The organism is uncultured Anaerotruncus sp. (genome assembly GCF_902490045.1).
Classification (GTDB): domain Bacteria; phylum Bacillota; class Clostridia; order Oscillospirales; family Ruminococcaceae; genus Anaerotruncus.
This window is the reverse complement of record NZ_CABUCJ010000010.1, coordinates 1-22,968: the sequence shown is the minus strand read 5'-3', so window position 1 is coordinate 22,968 and position 22,968 is coordinate 1. Positions and strand designations below refer to the sequence as shown.

The following is a 22,968-nucleotide window of genomic DNA, read 5'->3' as shown; positions in this document are numbered from 1 at the left end:
CGCGCGGCCTGCCGGAGGGAGGGAAGGTATGAAGGATGACATCAGGCTGACTTTGGCCTGCGGCGATTACGACCGGACCAGGCCGTTGTGGGACGGTTCCGTGCGGCCGGAAGGAATTTCGCTGAACTGCATCGTGCTGGAGCCGAATGAAATCTTCCGGCGGATGCTGAAGGAGGAGGCATTCGACGTTTCGGAGATGTCGCTTTCCAATTACATTACGGAGTGCGGCAAAAATCCCCGCCGCTTTGTGGCCATCCCGGTTTTCCTGTCCCGCGCGTTCCGGCACTCCAATCTTTACGTCAACAGGCGGTCGGGCATCCGGGAGGCGCGGGACCTCAGAGGGAAACGGATCGGCGTCTCCGAGTACCACACTACCCTGGCGCTGTGGCTCCGGGGGATTCTGCAGGAGGAATACCAGGTTTCTCCGGCGGAGGCGGAATGGTTCACCGGCGGCGTCGAGGCGCCCGGTCCCGACGACCGGATGGGAGATTTCACGCCGCCTCCGGGCGTCAAAATCCACAGACCCCCCCCCGGCAAATGCCTGAGCGGCATGCTGAGAGACGGCGAACTGGACGTCCTGCTGAATCCCCGCAAGCCCGGCTGTTACGACGGCCGGGAGATCGCGAGGCTGTGGGAGAACTACCGGGAAATGGAAACGGATTACTATGCCCGGACCAAAATTTTCCCGATCATGCACGTCGTCGTCATCAAAAGGGAAATTTACATGAAGCATCCCTGGGCGGCCCAGAGCCTCTATCGCGCGTTCACCCGGGCAAAGGAGACCGCGATCACAAAATTGACCCGGATGGGCACACTGCCGGTGACCTTGCCCTGGGCGTTTTCGGAAGCGGAAAGGGCCATGGACCTGATGGGAAGGGACTTCTGGCCATACGGGGTGGAGGCCAACCGGCACGTCCTTGAGACGATGCTGCGGTATGCGAAGGAGCAGGGCCTGTGCCTGCCCCGGATCACGGTGGACGACCTCTTCCCCGCAAAGATCGCCGATTAAAGCGCGGCACGAGCCGGAAGCCGACGCTCGGATACGCTTTTGCAAAGTATCGATCAAATCTGGAACCCTGCTTTTGAAAGGAGTTATCACCCATGTTAAAAAAAGTTTTCGCTGTTTTGGCAGCACTTGCCCTGATTCTATCGCTGGCCGCGTGCGGCGCTTCCGGCGGACAGCCGGCCGCGCCCGCGCCTTCGTCCGCAGATGCGCCGGCCGCCCCGTCTGACACGGAAGCTCCCGCGCAGCCCGTCCCGGACGGCGCCGTCACGCTGAAATTCGGACACGTCCTCGCGCCCGGAACCCCGCAGCACCAGGGCATCGCCAAGTTTGAAGAGCTGGTTGAGGAGCGGACCAACGGCGCCGTTCAGATCGAGATCTACCCCTCGTCCCAGCTGGGAGATGAGCGCGAGCTCATCGAGGGAATGCAGATGGGCACCGTCGACGGCTACCTTGGCTCCACCGCCACCATGACCGCCTGGATTCCCGATTTTATGGTATTCGATATCCCCTTCTTATTTGACGGCTATGAGCATGAGTACAAGGTCATGGACGGTCAGCTGGGCAACAAGCTGAAGGAGGAGTGCCTCCCGCTGGGGATCCACATCCTGACCCTCTCCGACGCGGGCTTCTCCAACATCATCAACAACGGGCATCCTATCGAAAAGCCCGAGGATGCGAAGGGGATGAACATCCGCGTGATGGAGAGCCCCGGACTGATCGCCTATATGAACGCCTTGGGCGCGAACCCCGTCCCGATGGCCATGAGCGAGGTCTTCACCGCTCTGCAGAACGGCACGCTTGACGGCGGGACCTGGCCGGTCGTCGTCGCATACTTCAACAAATTTTACACGACGACCGACTATATGACGCTGGTCGATCCCCTTCCGACCTCCATCATGACGGCCATGAGCGAAAGCGCCTGGAACAGCGTCCCGGAGGAATACCGCGACATCCTGACGCAGGCCAGCGTGGAAGCCACCGCCTACCAGCGCCAGGTTCTTGCCGAAAGCATCGACAGCCTGACCGCTGTGATGGAAGAGGAGGGCGTCACCATCATCCGCCCCGACCGCAACGTCTGGAAGGACGCCCTGCAGCAAAAGTGCCTGGACGCTATGGTTCCCAAGTATGTACCGCAGGAACTGATCGACTTGGTGAACGCGGACAAGGTATAAACGGATACAGGACCGCGGAAAAGACCGGGCCGGGGCGGCGTTCAGGCAGCTGACGCCCCCCGGCTCCGGGCGCGGGCGAACAGATCACACTCTGGGAGGTTCCTTATGCAAGTGGAAAACGAGTCCGGGGGATCCGGAATCATCCGATTGATTGACAAGTATCTGGACCTGTTTGAAATGACGATGTCCGCCCTCGCCCTTTTGGGTATGACCGTCTCGGTCCTGCTGGCCATTGTCCTGCGCTATGTGCTGAAGGTCCCCAATATCGCGGGCGAGGAGATCTCGCGCTATCTTCTGGTGACCATCGTCTTCATCGGCATCAGCATGTGCGTGCGCACGCGGAGCCATATGGGCGTCACCATCTTCGTGGACAAGCTGCCCGGCTGCCTGCGCCGCGTTGTCATGGCCATCGCGGATGTCATCACAACCGTAACGCTCGGCTTTATCAGCGTCCTGAGCTGGCTCTATGTTGCCAGCAGCCTGGCCCGCCCGCAGTACAGCGTGACGACCGGCATGCCCATGGCCGTCATCTATACGGTCATGGCGCTCGGCCTGACGCTCTCCGCGCTGCGGTCGGCCATGCTCTTCTGGAGCGACTATCTCACGGCCACCCATCCGCTGGGAGGCCAGAAAGGCGGGGATGCCCTATGATGGTTACGCTTATCTTCGGGGTTTTCGTTCTGGTCCTGCTCATCGGCTGCCCGATCGCCATCGCCCTGCTGCTCGGCGGCATCGTGCCGATCATGACCCTGACCGACATCCCCCTCGGAATTGTCGTGCAACGCCTTTTTTCGTCCGCCAACAGCTATTCGATGATGGCCGTCCCCTTCTTTATCCTGGCCGGCAACCTGATGGATACCGGCGGCGTTTCCAAGCGGCTGGTCAACCTGGCGCGCTCACTGGTGGGCTGGCTGCCCGGCGGGCTGGCCGTGGTGTCCTTTCTCGCCTGCGCGTTCTTCGGGGCCATTTCCGGCTCCGCTCCCGCGACGGTGGCGGCCATCGGGTCGATCATGATTCCCTCGATGAAGGAGGATGGGTACCCGATGCCCTTTATCCTGGCCACCATTGCCAGCGGAGGCTGGCTGGGGGTTATCGTACCGCCCAGCATCCCCATGGTGCTCTACTGCATCTCGGTGGGCAGCGTGGCGATCACCGACGTCTTTCTCGGCGGGTTTATCCCCGGCTTTCTGCTCGCAGGCGGCATGTCGGTGTACGCCGTCCTCTGGGGCAGGAAGCACATGCGGCATGCCACCAGAAAGTTTTCCCTGAAGGAGGTCGGCCGCTCCTTTGTCGACGCGCTGTGGGCGCTGGGCATGCCCGTCATCATCCTGGGCGGCATCTATCTGGGCATCTTCACGCCGACCGAGGCGGCCGTCGTCGCCGTGGCCTACGGGCTGCTGGTGAGCACCTTTATCTACCACCAGCTCACCTTCAAGGGGCTTTTGCAGATTGTCCGCCGCACGGTCATCACCACCAACATCTGCATGTTCATCGTCCTGTCGTCGACCGTGTTCGCCGCTATTATGACACGGGAGCAAATCCCCGTCATTGTGGGCAACGCGATTATGAGCGTGGCCTCCAACCGGTTCATGTTCTACCTGCTTGTCACCCTGCTCCTGCTATTTGTCGGCACCTTTATGGAGACCATTCCGGCCATCATGATCCTTGCGCCTATCCTGACGCCCATGCTCGGCGCCTACGGCATCAATCCGGTCGCCTTTGGCGTCATCATGGTCATCACCCTCGGCATCGGCATGCTCACCCCTCCCGTCGGCATCAACCTTTACACGGCGGTCAGCCTCTGCGGGGAAAAGGTGGAACGGGTCATCAACCGGCACCTGTTCGCCTATATCGGCTGCGCGCTCGTCGTGCTGGCCCTGCTGATTGTATTTGAGGATATTATCATGTTCCTGCCGAATCTGCTCAGGTAGCGGCCGCAAGGTTTACGGGCCGTCCGCCCTCGGATTCAATATAAAAACGCACTGCAATCGGTCCGATTGCAGCGCGTTTTTTTGTTTCCTAGTTGTCCTTCGCGCCCGCCTCTTTTGCAAGGGACGCCTCCGCCAGCAGGTACGCCCCCAGCGCGGAAAGCGGCGCGCCGCCCTCCGGCTCATAGGTCCGCACGCTCCGCCAGCAGCCCTCCTGCTCCATCAGGTCGGCAAACGCTTCGCGGAAGGGGCTCTTCCCCGCCACGATCACCCGGGCATCCGGCCCGCAGGTGATTGCCGCGGTATGCCGAAGCGCATACAGGTCGTTTTGCAGCGCCGCCCCGAGGATGAAGTTCGCGATCAGCGTGTGGTCCTTCACCGCGAACTGGTTCAGGATCCGCCCGGAAAAGCAGGCGCGGCTGAGTCCGACCTTCTGCGCGGCCCGGCAGCCGCGCAGAACCATCTCCCGGCGGTAGGTGTCCGCCTCCACAAAGGTGCGCTTCACCGAATCCGCGATAATCGTATCGTGCATGATCGAGGCGAGCAGCTCCCCGGTTATGGTGGTCAGGCAGCCGGTGATCCTCCCGTCCGCCCCGACGGCGACAAATTTGGTGTGGGAGCCCGGAAGGACGAGGACCGCCTCCCCCCGCACTCCAAGCCTTTCGATGAGAGCGCAGGCCTCCACCTCCTCCCCGCGCATGATATCCATCGCCTCAAAGGATTCGAGGGAAACCCCGGGGACACGGTTTTTGACGCCGGGGATGAAATAGATCGGCAGCGGGCAGACGTCAGGGACACGGACGGGCGTCAGCGACGCGGAGAGCTCCTCCAGCCCGACGGGGGCCGTCAGATGCGGGACCTCCACCAGCCCGACGTCGGCGGTGATCATCCCGCTCGCCATGACGCGTTCCACCTGTTCCCACGCGGCGGCGTTCCGGCGCAGGAGCTCCTCCAGGCATCCCCGGACCGCCTCCTTCAGCTGTCCGTTGTGCCCGTCAGCCGCCGTACACCGGACCCCCACGCCGCTTTTCGCCATGTCCACGACATGGCGGTCCATATCCCACAGGACCGCCCTCGTATTGCTGGTTCCGGAATCGATCGTCAGAATATAGCGTTCCATTGCGTCACCCCTCACCCGATGCGGCAGCGGAAACCGCGCGGCACAGCCTGCGGGCGGCATCGGTCAGCAGCTGGTACTGCCCCGAACGGATCGCGGGCAGCGAGACCAGCGTCCCGCCGACCCCAAGGCAGCAGGCGCCCGCACGCAAAAAGTCCGCCGCGTTTTTGTCGTCAATGCCTCCGACGGCGGAAAAGCGGATATGCCCCAGCGGCCCGCGCAGCGCCTTGAAATAATCGAGGCCGAGCAGCGCCGCGGGGAACAGCTTGACGATGTCCGCGCCGCAGCGATGCGCTTCCACCGCCTCGGTGGGGGTGAACGCCCCCGGCATCGAGACCTTCCCAAGCTCCTTGGTGCGGCGGACGACCAGCGGGTTGGTGTCGGGTGAGATGATGTACTCCGCGCCCGCCTCAACCGCGAGATCCACCTCCTCCGGCGCGAGGACGGTCCCCGCCCCCAGCAGGAGTTCCCCGTCCATCCGTTCCCTCAGCAGGCGGATGGATTCCAGCGTCCGCGCGGTTCCGTCCGCCCTCGTGTGGTCGAAGGTGATTTCCAGCGCGCGGATTCCGCCCGCCGCGAGCGCGCGCGCCGTGTCGACGATTTCCCCGGGACCGACGCCGCGCACAATGGCGACCAGCCGGCCGGACAGGAGCTCCCGCAAGACCTTTTCCATCTTTCCCTCCTAATCCTGCTCCTGCTTGGAGCGCAGCAAATCCAGATAGTTATACAGGGTATAGCGTGAAATCCCCAGGTATTCGCAGACGCGCTCGCTCGACTTTGTGATCAAAAACGCGCCCTTGCTGTCCAGGTATTCCAGGAATTTGAGCTTATCCGCCCGGTCCATATGCTCCGGCGTCTTGTCGATCGGGAGCTGCGCCTCCTGGATCAGACATTCGAGCAGGCTCTTCACGTCGGTGGTGAAGAACTCCCGCACCTCGACCGCCGGATCGCCCGTCCCGTTATAGTTGTGCAGGAACTTTTCAAACGCGAGCGATTCGGTGATGTCCATATTGATGCAGAGGGAACCGATGATCTTCCCGTCGTCGTCACGCAGGAACTGCGTGGAGGAGCGCAGGATCTTTCCGGTATCGGTTCGGGTGATGTAATTGTAGCGGTTTCCGTTTTTGGTGTTCCCGCTCAGGACCTCGAGCCCCAGATTGTTCCCGCAGTCGCCGATCTTGCGGCCGGTGATGTGGCCGTTGCGGATATCGACAATCGTATGGTTATAATCCTTTGTCAGGTCGTGCAGCACAATTTCGCAGTTGCTTCCATATTGGGCCTCCAGCATCGACAGCAGGTCCCGCCAGAAGGTAAACTCCTCGCTGATCAGTCGCAAATCAGTCTCCCCTATCCTCGAAAAATTTTACCGCTCAAACAGCCGATTTGTTATGGAATATTATAGCAAGTTCAAAACAAAAAGTAAAGTGTTTCCCACAAATATTCAAGACAAAAAGTTTTTCTCCGCTTACATGAAATGGACGATTTCCATAAAAGAAATGATTAATTTTCAATTTTTTTGAATATTATATTGACATATCCAGTCAATAAAACTATAATGGCCTCAAAGAATAAAGATAATTTGTTCGGTTTACAAGACAAATTGTCAGCTTATTAAGGGGGTCCAACCATGACCAATGTGGAAAAAAAGCTGTCGGAACATCACATCACGCTGCCCGACTGCCCCGTGCCGGTCGCGAGCTACATCCCGGCCCAAACCGCGGGGAATTTAGTCTTCGCGTCCGGGCAGGCGGCCACCGTTGACGGGAAGCTGCTCTACGCCGGAAAGGTCGGCACGGAGATTTCGCTCGAGGACGCCTACCAGTCGGCGCGCATCGCGGCGATCCGTTGCATCAGCGAGCTGCGCTCGGTCGCCGACCTCGACCGGCTGCGCATCGTCCGTGTGACCGGATTCGTCAACGCGGACCCCGATTTTACCCAGCAGCCCCGTGTGGTCAACGGCGCCTCCGAGCTCTTTGAGCTGGCGTTCGGCGAAAAGGGCCGCCATTCCCGCATCGCCATCGGCGCCGGCTCCCTGCCCGACGGGGCGTCGGTCGAGGTCGACGTCGTCGCCTATCTCGAACCGTAAGGGGCCGCCATGCGCCGCTGTACAGACAGCGTGCGGGACGCCATCCACCGCACGGTTTCAAAAAAGCGGGTGGCCGAGCTTGCCAGCCGCCTGATCCGGGAGCGCAGCGACCTTTCCGGGGATATGGAGTACGGCGCCGGGCAGCTCCTGATGCGGATCGCGGCGGAGATGGGGCTCGAAGCGGAGGAGCAGCCGGTCGAGGGCCGGCGCTCCAACATCCTCATCCGCATGCGGGGCGCCCCCGGCGGCAAGACCCTGCTCTACAGCGGGCACATCGACGTGGTCCCGCCCGGCGCGGAGGAGCTTTGGCACTCCCCGCCCTTTGAGCCGCAGGTCCGCGGGGACCGGCTCTACGGACGCGGCGCCTGCGACATGAAGGGCAGCATCGCGGCGATGCTCCACGCGCTCGAAGTCCTGCGGCAGTGCGCGGTGCCCCTGCGCGGGGAGGTCCTGCTGGCGCTCGACGTGGACGAGGAGACCAGCAACAAAGGGATGCGCCGCCTGCTGGAGTCGGGCGTCCGGGCTGACGCCTGCATCGTCGGGGAACCCACGGATTTGGAAATCAACCTGGGACACAAGGGCGTGATGGGGCTCTGGCTGACCTTCTCAGGCCGGCGGGCGCACGCCTCCCGCCCGGAAATGGGCGTCAACCCGATCGTGCACGCGGCAGAAATGGTCAAAAAAATCCGGGCGTTCCAGTCCGGCACGCTCGACAAAAGGCAGTCCCGCCTGCTCGGCCACTCCACCATGACGGTGACCATGCTCCAGGCGGGAAGGGAGCTCAACTCTATCCCCGAACGGTGCGATATGCGCGTCGACAGGCGCTACCTGCCCGGGGAAACGGCGGACCAGATTCTGTCGGAGACGCAGCGGCTGATCGATGAAGTTTCGGCTGTGGAAGAGGGATGCCGCTGCACCCTGCAGATGACCACCAACTGCCCGCCTGGCGAGATCGACGCGGAGCACCCGCTCGTCAAAGCCATGATGTCCGCGGTTTCTCCCGGCGAGCCCGAGCGGGCGGCGCTAAAACCCTTTCTGGCAAGCTGCGAGATGGCGATGCTCATGGAGGGGATGGGGATTCCCGCGCTGATCTTCGGGCCGGGCAGCATCCGGCAGGCACACATTACAAACGAGTACGTGGAGCTGGACCAGCTGGCGCGGGGCGCCGAAATCTTCGCCCGGATGGTCGTGGAGTATCTGGGTACCGTACAGGAGGATCATCATGGGTAACTATTCGCTCGTCTGCAGAAGCTGCGGGGAGAGGTGCGAAGGCGACGCCTACCGCTGCCCCTCCTGCGGCGGCATCCTGAACACGGATTATTCGTTCGACCAGCGGGACGCGCTTTGCTCCGCCCTGCGAAACGCCCGGCGGTACTGGGATTACGAGCCATTTTTCCCCATCGGCCGTGAGTGCGAAAAGGTTACGATGGGCGAGGGCTTTACCCCCCTCGTCCCGGCCCCCGGGATCGCCCGGGCTTTCGACATCCGGCAGATGTCCATCAAAAACGAGGGGCTGAACCCCACCGGGACCTTCAAGGACCGCTGCATGAGCATCTCCATCAGCAAGGCGAAGGCGCTCGGCGCGACCGCCGTCGTGATCGGCTCGGCGGGCAACGCGGGCGCCGCGGCCGCGGCCTACGCGGCCCGGGCGGGCATCCCCTGCTATGTCATGGTGCCGGCCTCCACCCCGCCCGAACGGGTCGCGCAGATCCAGCTCTACGGGGCGCGCGTGATCCTCGTGCGCGGCTCGGTGACCGACTGCATCGACCTCATCGCCAAGGTATACCGGGAGCGCGGCTGGCACAACGTGACGACGGCGAGCGCCTACAACCCCTTCCAGGCCGACTCGGAAAAGGCGATCGCCTACGAGATGGCAAAGTCGTCCGGCTGGGAGGTCCCCGACTGGCTCTTCGTCCCGATCGGCGGCGGCGGAATCCTGTCGGGCATCTACCGGGGATACCTCGACCTCTTCCGGCTGGGGCTCGTCAAAAAGCTCCCGCGGATGGTCGGAACGCAGGAGGAGGGCTGCTGCGCGGTCGTCAACGCCTTCCGCGCGGGCAGAACGCCCTCGCAGATCGAACGGGTGGAGAACCCCGCCGGCATCGCCGTCGCGATCGCCGACGCCTACCCGCTCGACGGGGAAACCGCCCTGCAGGCGATCTACGACTCCGGCGGTTACAGCGAATCGGTTTCGTCGGCGGAAATTCTGGAGGCCCAGCGGCTTTTGGGGCGTACCGAGGGAATCTTCGCCGAGGCGGCCAGCTCGACCACGCTGGCCGCGGCAAAGAAGCTGCGGGAAAAGGGCGTCATGCAGAAGGGCGACACTGCCGCCTGCGTCGTCACGGGCAGCGGGCTCAAGGACCTTCAGCTCGCCGCGAGGCACATGCCCCGCCCCGCCGAAGTCGGGATCGACACGGCGCAGCTGAACCGGGTTATCGACGCGATGGAGGCAGCCGTTTGACAGGAAGGGAGAACGGAGCATGAAGATTACTCACAGCATTTCCCTCGCAGCCTCGGGGGATAACGGCCTCGGGCTGACCCACCCGCTCGACTGCAACGCCTGGCTGATCGATTCGGGGGAGGGGCTCATCCTGGTGGACGCCGGGGTGAATCTCGACAACGCCCGAATCGAAGAGGAGATCGCCGCGGATGGATACCGGCTTTCCGACATCCGCTATCTGGTCGTCACGCACGCGCACGCCGACCATGCCGCCGGGATCCCCCACTTCCTCCGGAGGACGGGCGCGCTGCTCGTGGCGGACGCGCACGAGGCGCGCGTGCTCGGGGACCAGCCCCTGCTCGACCGCACGATGGCGGAATACATAGAGGCCGGACTCTATCCGGAGGGCTTCTCCTTCCCCGGCGCGGCCGCCGGGCAAATCGTCGGCGACGGCGAGTGCCTCAGGCTGGGGCGGCTGGAGCTTACCTGCCTGGTCCTGCCCGGGCACACGGGCGGCGGGCTCTGCCTCTACGGCAGGGTGGACGGAAAACAGGTCCTGTTCGCCGGGGACGTTCTCTTTTTTGGCGGCAGGATCAACCTGCTCAGCACCTTCGATTCCGACCTGCTGCGCTACCGGGAGAGCATCCTGCGGCTGGAAGGACTTCCGGTCGACGCGCTCTTCCCCGGCCACCTGCAGCCGGTCCTGAACCGCGCGGACCGTGTGGTCCGGAAAGCCGCCGACGGCTTCCGTTCATTCAGTATCCCGCCGACGCTTTTGTGACGACAGGGAGGGCCGCTATGGAATGGATCAACACGCGCGCCGGGCAGATGCAGAAAAGCCCGATCCGCAAGCTCTTCGACCGCGCGTCCGGGATGCGGGACGTCATCCACCTCGAAATGGGGGAACCCGACCTCCCGACCCCCGCGGGCGCCGTCGAGGCGGCCGACCGGGCCGCGCGGGACGGCAAAACCCACTACACCGCGAACAACGGCATCCCGAGCCTGCGCCGGGCGATCGCCGCTTCCCCGTTTGCCAACGGGCTCTCCTATGACCCCGAAACGGAGGTCATTGTGACGGTTGGCGCGATCAACGCGCTCGCGCTCGCCCTGCTGTGCACCATCGAGCCGGGGGAGGGCATCCTCGTCCAGGACCCCGTCTGGCTGGACTACTTTGAACTGGCGAAATTCGTGGGCGGGGAGGTCCGCCGCATCCGCACCGTCCCCGAGGAGGGCTTCCGGGTCAGCGCCGAGCGCGTCCGGCAGGCCCTGACCCCCAACAGCAAGGTCCTGATGCTGAACACGCCCGGCAATCCCACCGGCGTGGTGCTCAGTCGCCCGGAGCTGGAGGAGATCGCCCGGGTGGCGGTCGAACACGATCTGCTGGTCGTCTGCGACGAGGTCTACCGGACGCTGATCTACGACGGCGTCCCTCCCGCCTCCATCGCGGAGTGTCCCGGCATGAAGGAACGCACCCTGGTCGTCAACAGCGTCTCCAAGGCGTTCGCCATGACCGGTTGGCGCGTGGGCTGCGCGATGGGCCCCGCAAAGCTGATCGCCAAGATGACCCAGCTGCAGGAGTACCTGAACGCCTGCGTCGCCACCCCCTGCCAGTACGCCGCGCAATGGGCTGTCGAGCACTTCGAGACGGCGGACGCCATGCGCGAAATCTACGACGCCCGCCGGAAGGTGATGGTCGCGGGGCTCAATTCCATTCCCGGAATCCGCTGTGCAATGCCCGCGGGGGCCTTCTACGCCTTTGCGGACGTGCGCGCGTTCGGGATGGACACCGCGGTGCTCTGTGAACGAATTCTGGAGGAAGCCCGCGTCGTATGCACGCCCGGTAGTTGTTTCGGCGACTCCGGAGAGGGCTTCATCCGTTTCAGCTACGCAAATTCGGTGGAAAACATCGAGGAGGCAATCCGCCGGCTGCGCACGTTCGCGGCCCGGCTGCCTCACGTGGAATTCTGATAAGAGGAAGGTGGATTCTATGCAAAAGACCGCACTGGTCACCGGCTCCAGCCACGGCATCGGGCGCGCAGCCACCATCCGCCTCGCCGAGGCGGGATATGACGTCGGCGTCACCTACCACAGCCGCGAAGAAGGCGCGCGCGAGGTCGCCGCCATCATCGAGGGCCTCGGAAGACGCGCCGTGACAATTCGGTCGGACGTCTCCGACCTCGAAAGCATCCGGCGGATGTACGACGCCTTCCTCGAGGCCTTCGGACGGATCGACCTGCTCGTCAACAACGCGGGCGTGGGGCTCACCGCCCCCTTCCTCGAGACGACGCCCGAACTGTTCGAGACGGTCATCAACACCGATCTGCGCGGGAACTTCTTCGGCGCGCAGCGCGCGGCGAAGGAGATGATTTCGCGCGGCATCAAGGGCGTGATCATCAACATCTCCTCCAACCACGCCGTCGGCTGCTGGCCCGACTGCTCCGTCTACGCGGCGGCCAAGGCCGGGCTTTCCAAGTTCACGAAAAACTGTGCTATGGAACTCGCCCCCTACGGCATCCGGGTCGTCACCGTGCAGCCCGGCTACACCGACATCGGCTGGGACAAACAGAACCCCATCTGGTCCGCGGAGCCGCGTATCCCGCTCAAGCGGTTTGCCGACCCGTCGGAAATCGCGGACGGCATCGTCTTCCTCGCCTCCGACAAGGCCGCCTACATCACCGGCGCGACCATCGATATCGACGGCGGCGCGCTGCTGGCGTGCGTGCCGGAGAACATGTTCGTTTAGCGGTGGCGGTAAAAGTCGCCCCCGCCAGCTATAAGCAGGCCCCCTGCCTGCGGCTGGAAAACGAAGCGCTGCGCCTGCTGGTGCTCCCCGGGCGGGGCGGGAACATCGCCTCCCTCTTTGATAAGCGCGCCGGCCGGGAGCTGCTTTACCAGCGCCCCGGGGACACCCTCCGTCCGGTCCCCCGCGGGCTGTGCTTTGAAGACGCGGAGTGCGCCGGCATCGACGACATGTTCCCCAACGCCGCCGCGGTGACCGTCGAGGCGGCGGACGGGCGGCGGGTCCGCCTGCCGGACCACGGGGAGGTCTGGTACCGGGCCCTGAGCGCGCGGCGGACGGAGGACGGCGTAAGCCTGCAATACCGCAGCCGCCGGTTTCCCTGTTATTTTGAAAAGCATATCCGTCTCAACGGATCGGAGGTCCGGATGGACTATCTCGTCCGGCATGCCGGCGGGCCGGAGTTCCCCTTCCTTTGGGCCGCTCATCCGCTCTTCCGGGCGGAACCGGGCATGGAGGTCCTCCTGCCCGGCGGGGCGGCGAAAGCGGATATCGCCTGCGCAGAAGGGTTCGTCCCCTCCCGCGTCCGGGAGGCCCCGCTCCGAAGCCTCCCGCTTGAGGGCGGGGGGACCCTCGACCTCACCCGGATGCCTCCCGCGGGAATGGGCTGCAAATATGTCCTTTCCCGGACGGTATCCAAAGGCTGGTGCGCCCTGTGGGCGCCGAAGTCCCGCTACGCGGTCGAGATCACCTTTCCGCCCGACCGGCTCCCCTTTCTGGGAATCTGGATGGACACGCGGGCCGACGGCCCGGAGGAATGGCAGATCGCGCCTGAACCGTCCACACAGAGATCCATCCTCCTGACCGAGCGCAGTGCGGAGGACACCGGCTGGGCGGGAAACGGACGGCAGTTTTCCTGGTGGATCTCCTTCCGCGCGGGGCACGCGCATGGGGCGGCCCCCGGCGGCAGAGGGATCCGGTTTACTCAAGTATGACAGACAGAATGGAGGGATGAGGAATGAAGGAAGAGGCTCAAAAGTCCCCGGCCAAAAACGTCGTGGAGTTCCGGGAGATCTGCAAGTACTTCCCGGGCGTCAGGGCGCTTGACCGGATTTCATTCCGCGCCGAAAGCGGCCAGGTCTATGCGTTCGTCGGAGAGAACGGCGCCGGGAAATCCACGCTCTTGAAAATCCTCAACGGGGACTATACCATGACCTCCGGGGAGGTGCTGCTCAACGGCCGGGAACAGCATTTCACCTGCCCGAAGGACGCGATTGAGGCGGGCATCAGCGTCATCTATCAGGAGCGCCAGGTCATCCTCGACATGACGGTCGCGGAAAACGTCTTTTTGGGGAGCTGGGCGCGCGGGAAGGACCACCTGATCGATTATGGCCGAATGCTCGCGGAGACCCGGAAGGTCATCGAAGAATTCGGCGTCAGCATCGACCCGGCGGCCCGTGTGCGCACCCTCTCCACCGCCCACCAGCAGATGGTCGAAATCATGAAGGCGTACATCCGCAACGCGAAGGTCATCGCGTTCGACGAGCCCACCGCCAGCCTGACCGACAACGAGATCGACGTGCTTTTCCGCATCATCCGGAAGCTGCGCGCGCAGGGGAAGATCGTTTTCTACGTCTCCCACCGGATGAAGGAGCTGGAGCAGATCGTCGACAGGGTGATTGTCTTCAAGGACGGGCAGCTGGTCGCAGAGGTCGACCGGCAGGAGTGCACCAACCAGGATCTCATCCGCATGATGGTCGGCCGTGATCTGGGGGACCTGTTTCAGTCGCTCGAGCGCAGCGAATCCATTGGCGAAACCGTTCTCGAGGTGCGGGATCTCTGCAACTACTATGTGAAAAACGTCTCCTTCGAGCTGCACCGGGGCGAAATCCTGGGCTTTTCCGGGCTGGTCGGCGCGGGGCGCACCGAGCTTATGCGCTCGATCTACGGCGCCGACCCGACCCTCTCAGGGACCGTTCTGCTGGGCGGCAAGAAGATCGAAAACCGTTCGCCCGCGCAGGCCATCGCGAACGGGATCGCCCTCTGCCCCGAGGACCGCAAGGAACAGGGGATCATCCCCACCCTCTCGGTCGGCATGAACATCTCCATCAGCGTGCTGAAGCGGCTGCGCAGCGCGTGCCTGCTGATCGACTCCAAACGGGAGACGCAGCTGATCGAGGGCGGAATCCGACAGTTTAAAATCCGCACGCCGAACGCGCAGAAAAAAATTCTCGAGCTCTCCGGCGGCAACCAGCAGAAGGCGGTCGTCGCCCGCGCGCACGAGACCAACCCCGACGTCATCATTCTGGACGAACCCACCAAGGGGATCGACGTGGGGGCCAAATCGGAATTTTACAAGATGATCTGCGAATACGCCCGGATGGGCAAGGGGGTCATCCTGATTTCGTCGGAGCTCCCCGAAATCATCGGGCTGAGCGACCGGATCATCGTCATGCGGGAGGGCCGCGTCACCGGCGAGGTCTCCCGGGAGGACGCCACGGAGGAACTCATTTTGCAGTACGCCATGCTGGGAGGGGATTGAGCGATGGAGCAGAAAAAATCGTTTTTGAAAAACAGCGGATTCGTGGAAAAAATCGGCCTGATGGTGGCCCTGTTCGTCATCGTCGTGGTCTTTACGGTGATCAACAAAAACTATTTCAGCACCCAGAACCTTTTGAACATCCTCACCTCCGCGTCTCTGACCGGCCTCGTGGCAATCGGCGAGACCTACCTGATCATCGCGGGCCTGATCGACCTCTCGCCCGGCTCGATCGCCGCCTTTTCCTCGGTCGTCGCCGGGCTTTTGCTGACGATGGGCGTGCCAAGCATGCTGATTCTCCCGCTGGTCGTCCTGATCGGCCTGCTGATCGGCTTTTTGAACGGGATGGGCGTCAACAAGCTCAAGCTGGAGCCGTTCATCGTCACCCTCTCGGCCATGTCGATCTTCCGGGGGCTGGGCTATATCCTCTGCGGAGGGAAGCCGGTCTTCATCTCCGACAAATCCTTTACCGACATCGGCTCCAAGCAGGTCCTCGGCATCTTCAACCTGCCGGTGCTGGTACTGATCCTCGCCTTCATCGTCTCCGCGGTCGTCTTGAGCAAAACCTTCTTCGGACGCAGCGTCTATGTGCTGGGCGGGAATAAATACGCCGCCCGGCTGGCGGGCTTAAATCCCGAAAAGATCTCCACCATCCTCTTTATGATCAGCGCGGGGCTCTCCGCGCTCGGCGGCGGACTGCTTGCCGCGCGCATGCAGTCCAGCCAGCCCTCCTCCTGCACCGGGCTCGAATTCGACGCGATCACCGCGTCGGTACTCGGCGGCGTGGCGATGTCCGGAGGTGTGGGTTCGGTCGGCGGGATGATCCTCGGCGTGCTGATCCTCCAGTGCTTCAACACCGGGCTGATCATGGCGCAGGTCCAGGTCTACTGGCAGACCGTGGCGCGCGGCCTGCTCCTGCTGATCGCGCTCGCCTTCGACTTCTACCGCCGCAGCAAGCACCAGAAGAAGATGCTGATGCAGAGCATCGAGGCCGGGCGTTCCGGCGCCAACTAAGTCGTCAGCGCGGCTCTGCCGCGTGGTCACTATCGGTATTAATGAGAGGAGAACTAGTATGAAAAGAACATTAGCCATTCTGCTCGCGTTGGTCATGGCGGTCACCCTGCTGGCCTCCTGCGCACAGCCCGCCCCCGCGGAGCCCGCTCCCGCTTCCGAACCGGCGGCCGCCCCTGAGGCCCAACCCGAAGCCGAGGAGCCGGCGCCTGCCGAAAAGAAGGACGTCGTCATTGCCGGGATCTACAAGTTCGCCGACGCGACCTGGTTTATCAACGAGGGCGTGGCCGCCGGCGAAAAGGTGAAGGAGCTCGGCGCCAAGGATTGGATGTATCTCGACGCCAAGGACGACGGCAACCTCTTCCTTCAGATGGTCGACACTGTCATCGCGCAGAAGGTGGACGGCGTCATCTGCTGCCCGCCCGACCAGACGCTTTCGCAGGTCGCGGTGGAAAAACTGGAGAAGGCCGGCATCCCCGTTCTGGCCGCCGACGACGCGCTGATCGACGACGCGGGCAACAAGATTGCCCCGTGGGTCGGGATCGACGCCTATATGATCGGCCAGGAGAGCGCGAAGTGGATGGTCAACTACATGCAGGAAAACAACCTGGTCGACGATCCCGAGTGCGGCATCATGATCATGACCACCGACACGGTTACCAGCTGCATCCCCCGGTCGGAGGGCCAGCTCGACATCATTGCCGAAATGCTCCCCGATTTCCCTGCGGACCACATCTTCAAGACCGACTATAAAATGGACCTGAACGTGGCGTTCCAGTCCGCCAACGGCGTAATCGTCGCCAATCCGCAGATCAAAAAGTGGATGGTCCTCACCACTGGAGACGAGGGGACCGTCGGCGCGACCCGCGCGATCGAGCAGGCCGGCCTCGCGGACGGCTCCTGCACCGTCGGCCTCGGCGGTTATCTGGCTCCCGCGGAATTCGAGAAGGGCTCCTGCTTCAAGGCCGCCGCGTATTTCTCCGCCCTCGAGGTCGGACGGATCAGCGCGGAGCACATCATGATGATGGTCAACGGTGAGGAGCCTCCCAAGGAGACCGCCGTAAGCTGCATCATGGTCACCAAGGACAACTACAAGGAGGCCATGCCGGAATACCTCCAGTAGGGCTTCCCCATCACGAGAGACTTCCCCTCCTGACGCAAAAGCGGCCCCGCGGCAATGCGGGGCCGCTTTTCCTTTCGTTCCGGTTTTTCTGCGGCAGCCCGACCGGAATTTTGGCGGACCTTTCCAAAAAGCCGCCCCCAACGATTTGGCGGCGGACCGTATCATCCGTCCCAGGCATCCTGCAGCCGGCCGCATTCCCATGCGGTAAAAAACAAAAGTGGTCTGCAACAGCAAGCCCGATACCTTCGGGTTCAGTTCGCACGCCGCCTATCTTCTCGACTATGAGCGCAAAATCCGGGAAATCTTCGCCTGGGTGAACGGAGGGGACGGACCCGCGCTCGTCAACCCGTAAAACCAACCATATCAAAAGAGGCCGCTGAACTTGTTCAGCGGCCTCTTTTTTTAATCCGGTCTATTTCCTCAACGAAAAATGTCCTTCCGGGCAGAGCGAAACGCAGAGCCCGCAGCCGGAGCAGCGCTCCCGGAGGGCTCTGACGCGGCCCTCCTCCCGGACGATCGCGCCGTCCAGGCAGGCGGCGGCGCAGGGGCAGCCGCCGCCTGTGCAGCCCTGCACGCAGGGGGAATCCATCGAGACGTGCAGCTGCCGGGGCAGGATTTCCTCAAAGGGGGAGAGGGAATCCAGCGCAATCCCGCGCAGCTCTTCGACCGAGCCGTAACGGTGCTCCCTCATCCACATCTCCAGGTCCTCCACCGTCCGGGTAATCCGGTCGTATCCCTCCAGCAGGACCGCCGAGCCCAACTGGACAACGGAGGCCCCCAGCATGAGGAATTCCAGCGCGCTGAGCGCGTCCTCCACTCCACCCATCGACGCGATCTGGCAGTCCGCGAGCTGGCTGAGCATGGCGGTCGCGGCCAGGGAAACCGGACGGATGTGCGGTCCGGAATACCCGCCGATCGTGGGCGTCCGGGAGCGGCCGCGCTCGACGTCCACCCCAATGAGCCCGGAGAGGGTTTCAATCGCGCTGACCGCCTTCGCCCCGGCGCGCTCCACCGCCTGGACGAACTCCCGGGAGGACGCCGCATGGTGCGGCAGCCGCACCATCACGGGGACGGAAACCTTTTGGGTGACCTGCCGGATCATCTCGTAGATTTCATGCGGGTGGATGGCGATGTTCTCCATCTTGGTCCCGATGGGGGTGAAGCAGCAGAGCTCCAGCGCGTCCGCGCCGAAGCGTTCCACCGCCGTGGCGGTATAGGCCAGCTCGGAGGGGGTGCCGCCGCGGATGTTGCCGATCAGGAAGCTGTCCCCCTTCCGCACCTGTGTCAGCTCCCGCTCCAACTGCTCGAACGACAGCGTGCTGTAGAGCGTCGTGTTGAGGAGCCGCCCCTCCTGCCGGTAGATGCGCGGCCGGAGAAGCTGGCTCTTTTCCAGCGTGATGGTCTCGGTGACGACGGCGGCCGCGCCCGCGTCAATCGCCTTTTGGATCGACGCGGCGTCCCGTGACCAGGGACCGGCCGCCACGATGACCGGATTCTTCAGGGGCAGACCCATGAATTCAACCGATGTGCGCATTCCGCTTCCCCTCCCCTCACTCGAACTGCTCGTAGATGTTCTTCTTGTTGCCGCAGGACTTGCGGATCTTCAGCTTGGATTTCAGCACGATCTCCTGCGTTTCGATGTCGTAGAGCTCGCTGTTTTCGACGAGGTCGATCAGCCGCCGGGCGGCCACCGTCCCCAGCCGCTCATAGGGGTGTTCCACCGTGGTGAGCGCCGGGCATACGACCGTGGCCATCTCGGAATCCGTGAAGCCGGCGACCGCCAGCTGGCGGGGAATCGCGAGCTTTTCCTCCTGCGCCGCCTTCATGATGCCGATCGCGATGCCGTCGCCGGCGGCAAAAAACGCCTGCGGCAGGGCCTCGCCCTCCGCGAGCATCTCCTTCAGGACGATGTACCCGCCCCGCACGCTGTCCTCCGTTTCCAGGATGGGGCAGCCGCCCGCTTCCAGGCCGCCCACGGCGAGCGCCTGCAAAAAGCCCGCCGTAATCTGCGGCTTTTCCGGGTAGTCCGCCTCGGTCTGCACGAGCGCGATGCGGGTGTATTTCATATCGATCAGGTGGGCGGTGAGCTTCGCGGCGGCGTCCTGGAAGTTGATGCTGCAATTGTTTTCGCTCTCCGCGTCAGCGCACTTCCCGACCAGGACGACGGGGATCCCCGCCTGGCGGAGCGGCCCGAGTTCCGGCGGGGCTTCGGAGCCGCGCACCAGAATCACGCCGTCCGGCCGGGCGGCCGCGACCGCGCGGACAGCGCCGTTCTCCCCGCCCCGGAAGCCGCTCGTCTCGCAGATCGTCAGCTGATAGCCGTTGGCCTGCAGGACCTGGCGGATGCCGGAAAGGATGCCGTAATACCGCGGCAGGACCGGAACGATCAGGACGACGGCGCCGGTCTTTTTCCGGGGCGGCTTGGCGGCCAGCTTGGGCGAATAGTTGCAGGATTCCAAGATTCCCAAAACGCGCTCCCTGGTCTCGGGCGCGACGGTTTCGGGATGGTTGATGACGCGGGAAATGGTGGCGATGGAAAGCCCCGCCTGCCGCGCGATCTCCCGGATATTCAAAAGCTTCACCTGCCGTTTCTGGGACGCATCAAGTCTTTTTTCCATCTTAACACAGCAATCCCTTTTCATCAAGTATTCTGCGGAAAGTTTCCGGGTAATCATTGAAACACAATATAGTAACACCGATATGTTACATCAAAAACAACATGACAAATCCAAGCCGTTTAAAAATCTCCTCCGGAATAATTGTGCAAAATTTGCCCAAATTTAAGCATTTTCCATAACAAAAGCGCGGTTATTTCTGTCGATGTAACGATTGACAGGATTTTGGCAATGTGGTATTTTGTAAATGTAACAAGTTTATTTGTTACATTTCATTTTCATCCGCGGGTCTGCGCGCGAATTCCCGCGGCGTGCGCCAAAAAGCTGATTATGTGTGTGCCACGAGTCATTCGTGGGTAAGGAGGAAACCGATGATGAAAAAAATCGAAAACGGCTATGGGCTGAACCAGTGCCCGCCGCTGCGGGAAGCGATCCCGCTCGGCTTCACCCAGCTGCTCGTCCTGCTGCTGAACACCGTCCCGATTCCGCTGCTGATCGGCGGCGGGCTCGGGCTCTCCGCCTCTGAAATCACCATCCTGATCGCCGCCTGCCTCTTTGTCGCCGGTATCGGCAGCATTATCCAGTCGATCGGCGTGGGCCCCGTCGGCGCGCGGCTCCCGGTCTTCCTCGGCAACAGCTTTGTCTTTGTCGCGCCCGGCATCGCGATCGCCGCCCAGCATGGGCTCGACACCTTTACCGGCGCCTGCCTGGTGGGAAGCCTCCTCTGCCTGCTGATCTGGGGCGGTCTCTATAAACAGATTGCGAAGCTCGTCAAGCCCTACATCTCCGGCACGATCGTCGCCATCCTGGGCATCAGTCTGTGCGGCGTGGCGATCGGATACTGCGCGGGCGGAACGGGGAGCGCCGACTACGGTTCCCTGAGCAACTACCTGCTGGCCGCCGGCACCATCCTGCTCACCCTGCTCATCCAGCGCTTCACCACGGGCTTTGTGCAGAAATGCGCGGCGCTCTTCTCGATGGTTGTGATGACCGTCGTCTATGGGTTCATGGGCAGGCTGGACTTCTCCGAAATCATCAACGCCGCATGGTTCCGTGTGCCGCAGCCGCTGCATTTCGGCATCCGGTTTGAACTGGGCACCATCGTCACGGTGACCTTCCTCTGCCTGGTCGCGCTGCTGGAGCTGCTCGGCGACCAGACCACCGCGGCCAACCTGGCCGAAAACCGCCTGCCGACCATCAAGGAGCAGCGCGGCGGCATCCTGGCGCAGGGCGTGAGCAGCGTGCTGGGCTCCCTCTTCAACCTCTGCCCCACCATCTCCATCAGCGCAAATATCGGCCTCTGCGGCCTCACCGGCGTCACCAGCCGCTTTATCACCGCAATCACCGGCATCCTGATCATGCTCTGCGGCATCTGCCCGAAAATCTGCGCCATCTTCACCCTCATTCCCAACGCCGTGCTCGGCGGCGTGGCGCTGATGACCTTCGGCGTTATCATCCTCTCCGGCATCAACATCCTCAAGAACTGCGAGATGGGCAACCGCGAAACCACGATCGTGGGGATTTCGCTGGCGGTCGGCATCGGGTTCAGCGCGGTGGCCGACAGCCTCGCGGCCTTCCCCTTCTGGGTCACCTCGATGCTCAGCGGCCTGCCCGGAACCGCCATCACCGCCATTCTGCTCAGCATCCTGATCCCCGCCGAGAAGAAGGCGAAAGACACCGTATCAGAATAGGGAGGCCATTATGAAAACCATCCTTTACCAGAACGCCGACTGGATTTTGACGATGGACGGCGACCGCCGCCGCTACCGCCACGGCGACCTGCTGATCCGCGGCAACGAAATCCTTGACGTCGGCGAGCGCCTCGCGGAAAAGCACCGTGAGGCCGGCCCCATCGACGAGGTGGTCGACGCCTCCGGGCGCGTCATCCTCCCGGGGTTCGTCAACGTCCACCACCACACCTGGCAGTCGCTCATCCGCAACATCAACGTGGCAAACGGGCTGGTGCTCGAGCCGTGGCTCCAGGTAATGTTTGAAATCTTCAAGGACCTGACCCCGGAGGTCGCCCGGGCGGGCGTTTACGCCGGGCTCGGCGACGCGCTCAAAACCGGCTGCACCACCTCCAACGACCTCTTCTACCCCCATCCGGTGGAGGGGCTCGTGGAGGCGACGATTCTGGCGGCGGAGGAGATCGGCATCCGCTTCCACCCCAACCGCGGCTTTGAATCGCTGGTGAGCAATATCGTCCCCCCGGAAATCATCAGCACGCCGGAGGAGATCATCGCGGATACCGAGCGCCTCGTGAAGCGCTACCACGACCCGTCGCGGTTTTCCATGTGCCGGGTGGGCGTCGCGCCCAGCATGCCGCAGTACGGCACCCTCGAAAGTCTGCGCACCGCGCTCGACCTCGCGGAAAAATACGACCTGCTCGTGCATGGGCACCTGGCGGAAAGCCGCTACGAGACGGAGTTCACCCTCGAAAAATTCGGCTGCCGCCCCTTTGAATGGTTCCGGCAGCACGACCTGCTCGGCAGCCGCTTCTATTACGCGCACTGCGTCCACATCAACGAGGAGGAGGTGCGGCAGATGGCGGAGACAAATACCGGCATCGCGCACTGCCCCATCTCGAACATGTTCCTCAATTCGGGCGTGAGCCCCGTGCCCGCGTATCTCAAGGCGGGCGTCAGCCGCATCGGCCTCGGCGTGGACGGCGCGGCCAGCAGCAACTCCTCCAACATGATGGAGGAAATCCGCAGCGCCTATCTCGTCAACCGGCTCACCTGGGGCCGGGACGCCGTCGGGCCGGAGGAGATCCTCTACCTCGCCACGGCCGGCGGAGCCAAAACGCTCGGCCGCGACGACATCGGCTTCCTCGCGCCCGGAATGGCGGCCGACCTGGTCGTCATGGACTGGAACCAGCTGCAGTATGCCGGCGGGTGCAACGACCCCGCCGCCTGCATCGTCATCAGCGGCGACCCCCGCATGGTGAAGGACGTCGTCGTCAACGGGGAAACCGTCGTCAGGGACGGCAGGCTGACCCGCATCGACGAGACTGAAACGTGCGGGCTCGTCAACCGCGTCGGCAAGGAACTGCTGACGAAGGCGTCCATCCGGGAACCCCGGTTGAAAGCCGACTTGGTTTGACCTCCTCTCATTCACGATATCGCCCCGCAAGGAAGCACACCCTCCGCACATTCTTTGGAATGTGCGGAGGGTGTGCCTCTGCATGGCGGGGG

At 63.1% G+C, this 22,968-nt stretch carries 22 protein-coding genes; 17 read left to right on the top strand and 5 right to left on the bottom strand.

Annotated features, from left to right (window positions below; genetic code table 11):
• The first annotated feature begins 28 nt into the window (after positions 1 to 28).
• The 4 genes from RDM88_RS02275 (at position 29) to RDM88_RS02260 (ending at position 4,109) form a co-directional block, all read left to right on the top strand.
• Positions 29 to 1,009: a hypothetical protein gene (locus RDM88_RS02275; RefSeq protein WP_308752814.1), complete on the top strand. Its 981-nt coding sequence runs from the start codon at positions 29 to 31 to the stop codon at positions 1,007 to 1,009.
• A gap of 92 nt (positions 1,010 to 1,101) precedes the next feature.
• Positions 1,102 to 2,178: a TRAP transporter substrate-binding protein gene (locus RDM88_RS02270; RefSeq protein WP_308752812.1), complete on the top strand. Its 1,077-nt coding sequence runs from the start codon at positions 1,102 to 1,104 to the stop codon at positions 2,176 to 2,178.
• 147 nt (positions 2,179 to 2,325) lie between these two features.
• Entirely contained in the window at positions 2,326 to 2,829 is a 504-nt protein-coding gene (locus tag RDM88_RS02265; RefSeq protein WP_308752810.1) for a TRAP transporter small permease, read from the top strand.
• Positions 2,826 to 4,109 carry a TRAP transporter large permease gene (locus RDM88_RS02260; RefSeq protein ID WP_308752806.1) on the top strand — a complete coding sequence of 428 codons (1,284 nt, stop codon included), beginning with the start codon at positions 2,826 to 2,828 and terminating at the stop codon, positions 4,107 to 4,109. The genes RDM88_RS02265 and RDM88_RS02260 overlap by 4 nt, the downstream gene beginning before the upstream one ends.
• Positions 4,110 to 4,197: 88 nt before the next feature.
• On the opposite strand, the gene RDM88_RS02255 is transcribed toward RDM88_RS02260, so the two are convergent.
• Genes RDM88_RS02255 through RDM88_RS02245 form a run of 3 tightly spaced genes read right to left on the bottom strand, consistent with a single transcriptional unit; the run spans position 4,198 to position 6,559 of the window.
• Positions 4,198 to 5,226, bottom strand: a complete 1,029-nt coding sequence (locus tag RDM88_RS02255; protein WP_308752804.1) for a 2-dehydro-3-deoxygalactonokinase — start codon at positions 5,224 to 5,226, stop codon at positions 4,198 to 4,200.
• Between the two features lie 4 nt (positions 5,227 to 5,230).
• Positions 5,231 to 5,896 carry a bifunctional 4-hydroxy-2-oxoglutarate aldolase/2-dehydro-3-deoxy-phosphogluconate aldolase gene (locus tag RDM88_RS02250; RefSeq protein WP_308752802.1) on the bottom strand — a complete coding sequence of 222 codons (666 nt, stop codon included), beginning with the start codon at positions 5,894 to 5,896 and terminating at the stop codon, positions 5,231 to 5,233.
• 9 nt (positions 5,897 to 5,905) lie between these two features.
• Positions 5,906 to 6,559, bottom strand: coding sequence for a helix-turn-helix transcriptional regulator (locus tag RDM88_RS02245; RefSeq protein ID WP_308752801.1), 654 nt, complete (start codon positions 6,557 to 6,559; stop codon positions 5,906 to 5,908).
• Between the two features lie 291 nt (positions 6,560 to 6,850).
• On the opposite strand from RDM88_RS02245, the gene RDM88_RS02240 reads away from it, so the two are divergent.
• The 11 genes from RDM88_RS02240 to RDM88_RS02190 all read left to right on the top strand — a co-directional run bounded on the left by RDM88_RS02240 (position 6,851) and on the right by RDM88_RS02190 (position 17,511).
• Positions 6,851 to 7,309: a RidA family protein gene (locus RDM88_RS02240; RefSeq protein WP_308752799.1), complete on the top strand. Its 459-nt coding sequence runs from the start codon at positions 6,851 to 6,853 to the stop codon at positions 7,307 to 7,309.
• A 9-nt stretch (positions 7,310 to 7,318) separates the two neighbouring features.
• Positions 7,319 to 8,539 carry a M20 family metallopeptidase gene (locus RDM88_RS02235; RefSeq protein ID WP_308752798.1) on the top strand — a complete coding sequence of 407 codons (1,221 nt, stop codon included), beginning with the start codon at positions 7,319 to 7,321 and terminating at the stop codon, positions 8,537 to 8,539.
• Positions 8,532 to 9,770 (top strand): threonine synthase, encoded by a 1,239-nt coding sequence (thrC, locus tag RDM88_RS02230; RefSeq protein WP_308752796.1) that lies wholly within the window; start codon positions 8,532 to 8,534, stop codon positions 9,768 to 9,770. The genes RDM88_RS02235 and thrC overlap by 8 nt, the downstream gene beginning before the upstream one ends.
• A gap of 19 nt (positions 9,771 to 9,789) precedes the next feature.
• Positions 9,790 to 10,530 (top strand): MBL fold metallo-hydrolase, encoded by a 741-nt coding sequence (locus RDM88_RS02225; RefSeq protein ID WP_308752794.1) that lies wholly within the window; start codon positions 9,790 to 9,792, stop codon positions 10,528 to 10,530.
• 17 nt (positions 10,531 to 10,547) lie between these two features.
• The gene (locus RDM88_RS02220) at positions 10,548 to 11,717 is read left to right on the top strand and encodes a pyridoxal phosphate-dependent aminotransferase (RefSeq protein ID WP_308752792.1); all 1,170 of its coding nucleotides are present in this window, start codon (positions 10,548 to 10,550) and stop codon (positions 11,715 to 11,717) included.
• 19 nt (positions 11,718 to 11,736) lie between these two features.
• Positions 11,737 to 12,492: an SDR family oxidoreductase gene (locus RDM88_RS02215; protein WP_308752790.1), complete on the top strand. Its 756-nt coding sequence runs from the start codon at positions 11,737 to 11,739 to the stop codon at positions 12,490 to 12,492.
• 2 nt (positions 12,493 to 12,494) lie between these two features.
• Positions 12,495 to 13,481 (top strand): hypothetical protein, encoded by a 987-nt coding sequence (locus RDM88_RS02210; protein ID WP_308752788.1) that lies wholly within the window; start codon positions 12,495 to 12,497, stop codon positions 13,479 to 13,481.
• A gap of 23 nt (positions 13,482 to 13,504) precedes the next feature.
• Positions 13,505 to 15,028 (top strand): sugar ABC transporter ATP-binding protein, encoded by a 1,524-nt coding sequence (locus RDM88_RS02205; protein WP_308752786.1) that lies wholly within the window; start codon positions 13,505 to 13,507, stop codon positions 15,026 to 15,028.
• 3 nt (positions 15,029 to 15,031) lie between these two features.
• The gene (locus RDM88_RS02200; RefSeq protein WP_308752784.1) at positions 15,032 to 16,039 is read left to right on the top strand and encodes an ABC transporter permease; all 1,008 of its coding nucleotides are present in this window, start codon (positions 15,032 to 15,034) and stop codon (positions 16,037 to 16,039) included.
• 58 nt (positions 16,040 to 16,097) lie between these two features.
• Positions 16,098 to 17,159, top strand: a complete 1,062-nt coding sequence (locus RDM88_RS02195; protein ID WP_308752782.1) for a substrate-binding domain-containing protein — start codon at positions 16,098 to 16,100, stop codon at positions 17,157 to 17,159.
• Between the two features lie 217 nt (positions 17,160 to 17,376).
• Entirely contained in the window at positions 17,377 to 17,511 is a 135-nt protein-coding gene (locus RDM88_RS02190) for a hypothetical protein (protein WP_308752780.1), read from the top strand.
• Positions 17,512 to 17,571: 60 nt separating this feature from the next.
• Here RDM88_RS02190 and RDM88_RS02185 read toward each other — a convergent pair whose 3' ends face one another.
• Both RDM88_RS02185 and RDM88_RS02180 read right to left on the bottom strand, forming a co-directional pair.
• Positions 17,572 to 18,693: a hypothetical protein gene (locus tag RDM88_RS02185; RefSeq protein WP_308752778.1), complete on the bottom strand. Its 1,122-nt coding sequence runs from the start codon at positions 18,691 to 18,693 to the stop codon at positions 17,572 to 17,574.
• Positions 18,694 to 18,709: 16 nt separating this feature from the next.
• Positions 18,710 to 19,777, bottom strand: a complete 1,068-nt coding sequence (locus RDM88_RS02180) for a LacI family DNA-binding transcriptional regulator (protein ID WP_308752776.1) — start codon at positions 19,775 to 19,777, stop codon at positions 18,710 to 18,712.
• A gap of 371 nt (positions 19,778 to 20,148) precedes the next feature.
• On the opposite strand from RDM88_RS02180, the gene RDM88_RS02175 reads away from it, so the two are divergent.
• Positions 20,149 to 21,465 (top strand): solute carrier family 23 protein, encoded by a 1,317-nt coding sequence (locus tag RDM88_RS02175; protein WP_308752774.1) that lies wholly within the window; start codon positions 20,149 to 20,151, stop codon positions 21,463 to 21,465.
• Between the two features lie 10 nt (positions 21,466 to 21,475).
• The gene (locus tag RDM88_RS02170; protein ID WP_308752772.1) at positions 21,476 to 22,876 is read left to right on the top strand and encodes an amidohydrolase family protein; all 1,401 of its coding nucleotides are present in this window, start codon (positions 21,476 to 21,478) and stop codon (positions 22,874 to 22,876) included.
• The last annotated feature ends 92 nt before the right edge of the window (positions 22,877 to 22,968 follow it).

Excerpts from the sequence above, each read along its gene's own strand:
- RDM88_RS02275 (WP_308752814.1), top strand. The coding sequence starts at position 29 with ATGAAGGATGACATCAGGCTGACTTTGGCCTGCGGCGATTACGACCGG.
- RDM88_RS02270 (WP_308752812.1), top strand. The coding sequence starts at position 1,102 with ATGTTAAAAAAAGTTTTCGCTGTTTTGGCAGCACTTGCCCTGATTCTA.
- RDM88_RS02260 (WP_308752806.1), top strand. The coding sequence starts at position 2,826 with ATGATGGTTACGCTTATCTTCGGGGTTTTCGTTCTGGTCCTGCTCATC.
- RDM88_RS02255 (WP_308752804.1), bottom strand. The coding sequence starts at position 5,226 with ATGGAACGCTATATTCTGACGATCGATTCCGGAACCAGCAATACGAGG.
- RDM88_RS02250 (WP_308752802.1), bottom strand. The coding sequence starts at position 5,896 with ATGGAAAAGGTCTTGCGGGAGCTCCTGTCCGGCCGGCTGGTCGCCATT.
- RDM88_RS02240 (WP_308752799.1), top strand. The coding sequence starts at position 6,851 with ATGACCAATGTGGAAAAAAAGCTGTCGGAACATCACATCACGCTGCCC.
- RDM88_RS02235 (WP_308752798.1), top strand. The coding sequence starts at position 7,319 with ATGCGCCGCTGTACAGACAGCGTGCGGGACGCCATCCACCGCACGGTT.
- thrC (WP_308752796.1), top strand. The coding sequence starts at position 8,532 with ATGGGTAACTATTCGCTCGTCTGCAGAAGCTGCGGGGAGAGGTGCGAA.
- RDM88_RS02225 (WP_308752794.1), top strand. The coding sequence starts at position 9,790 with ATGAAGATTACTCACAGCATTTCCCTCGCAGCCTCGGGGGATAACGGC.
- RDM88_RS02220 (WP_308752792.1), top strand. The coding sequence starts at position 10,548 with ATGGAATGGATCAACACGCGCGCCGGGCAGATGCAGAAAAGCCCGATC.
- RDM88_RS02215 (WP_308752790.1), top strand. The coding sequence starts at position 11,737 with ATGCAAAAGACCGCACTGGTCACCGGCTCCAGCCACGGCATCGGGCGC.
- RDM88_RS02205 (WP_308752786.1), top strand. The coding sequence starts at position 13,505 with ATGAAGGAAGAGGCTCAAAAGTCCCCGGCCAAAAACGTCGTGGAGTTC.
- RDM88_RS02200 (WP_308752784.1), top strand. The coding sequence starts at position 15,032 with ATGGAGCAGAAAAAATCGTTTTTGAAAAACAGCGGATTCGTGGAAAAA.
- RDM88_RS02195 (WP_308752782.1), top strand. The coding sequence starts at position 16,098 with ATGAAAAGAACATTAGCCATTCTGCTCGCGTTGGTCATGGCGGTCACC.
- RDM88_RS02185 (WP_308752778.1), bottom strand. The coding sequence starts at position 18,693 with ATGCGCACATCGGTTGAATTCATGGGTCTGCCCCTGAAGAATCCGGTC.
- RDM88_RS02180 (WP_308752776.1), bottom strand. The coding sequence starts at position 19,777 with ATGGAAAAAAGACTTGATGCGTCCCAGAAACGGCAGGTGAAGCTTTTG.
- RDM88_RS02175 (WP_308752774.1), top strand. The coding sequence starts at position 20,149 with ATGAAAAAAATCGAAAACGGCTATGGGCTGAACCAGTGCCCGCCGCTG.
- RDM88_RS02170 (WP_308752772.1), top strand. The coding sequence starts at position 21,476 with ATGAAAACCATCCTTTACCAGAACGCCGACTGGATTTTGACGATGGAC.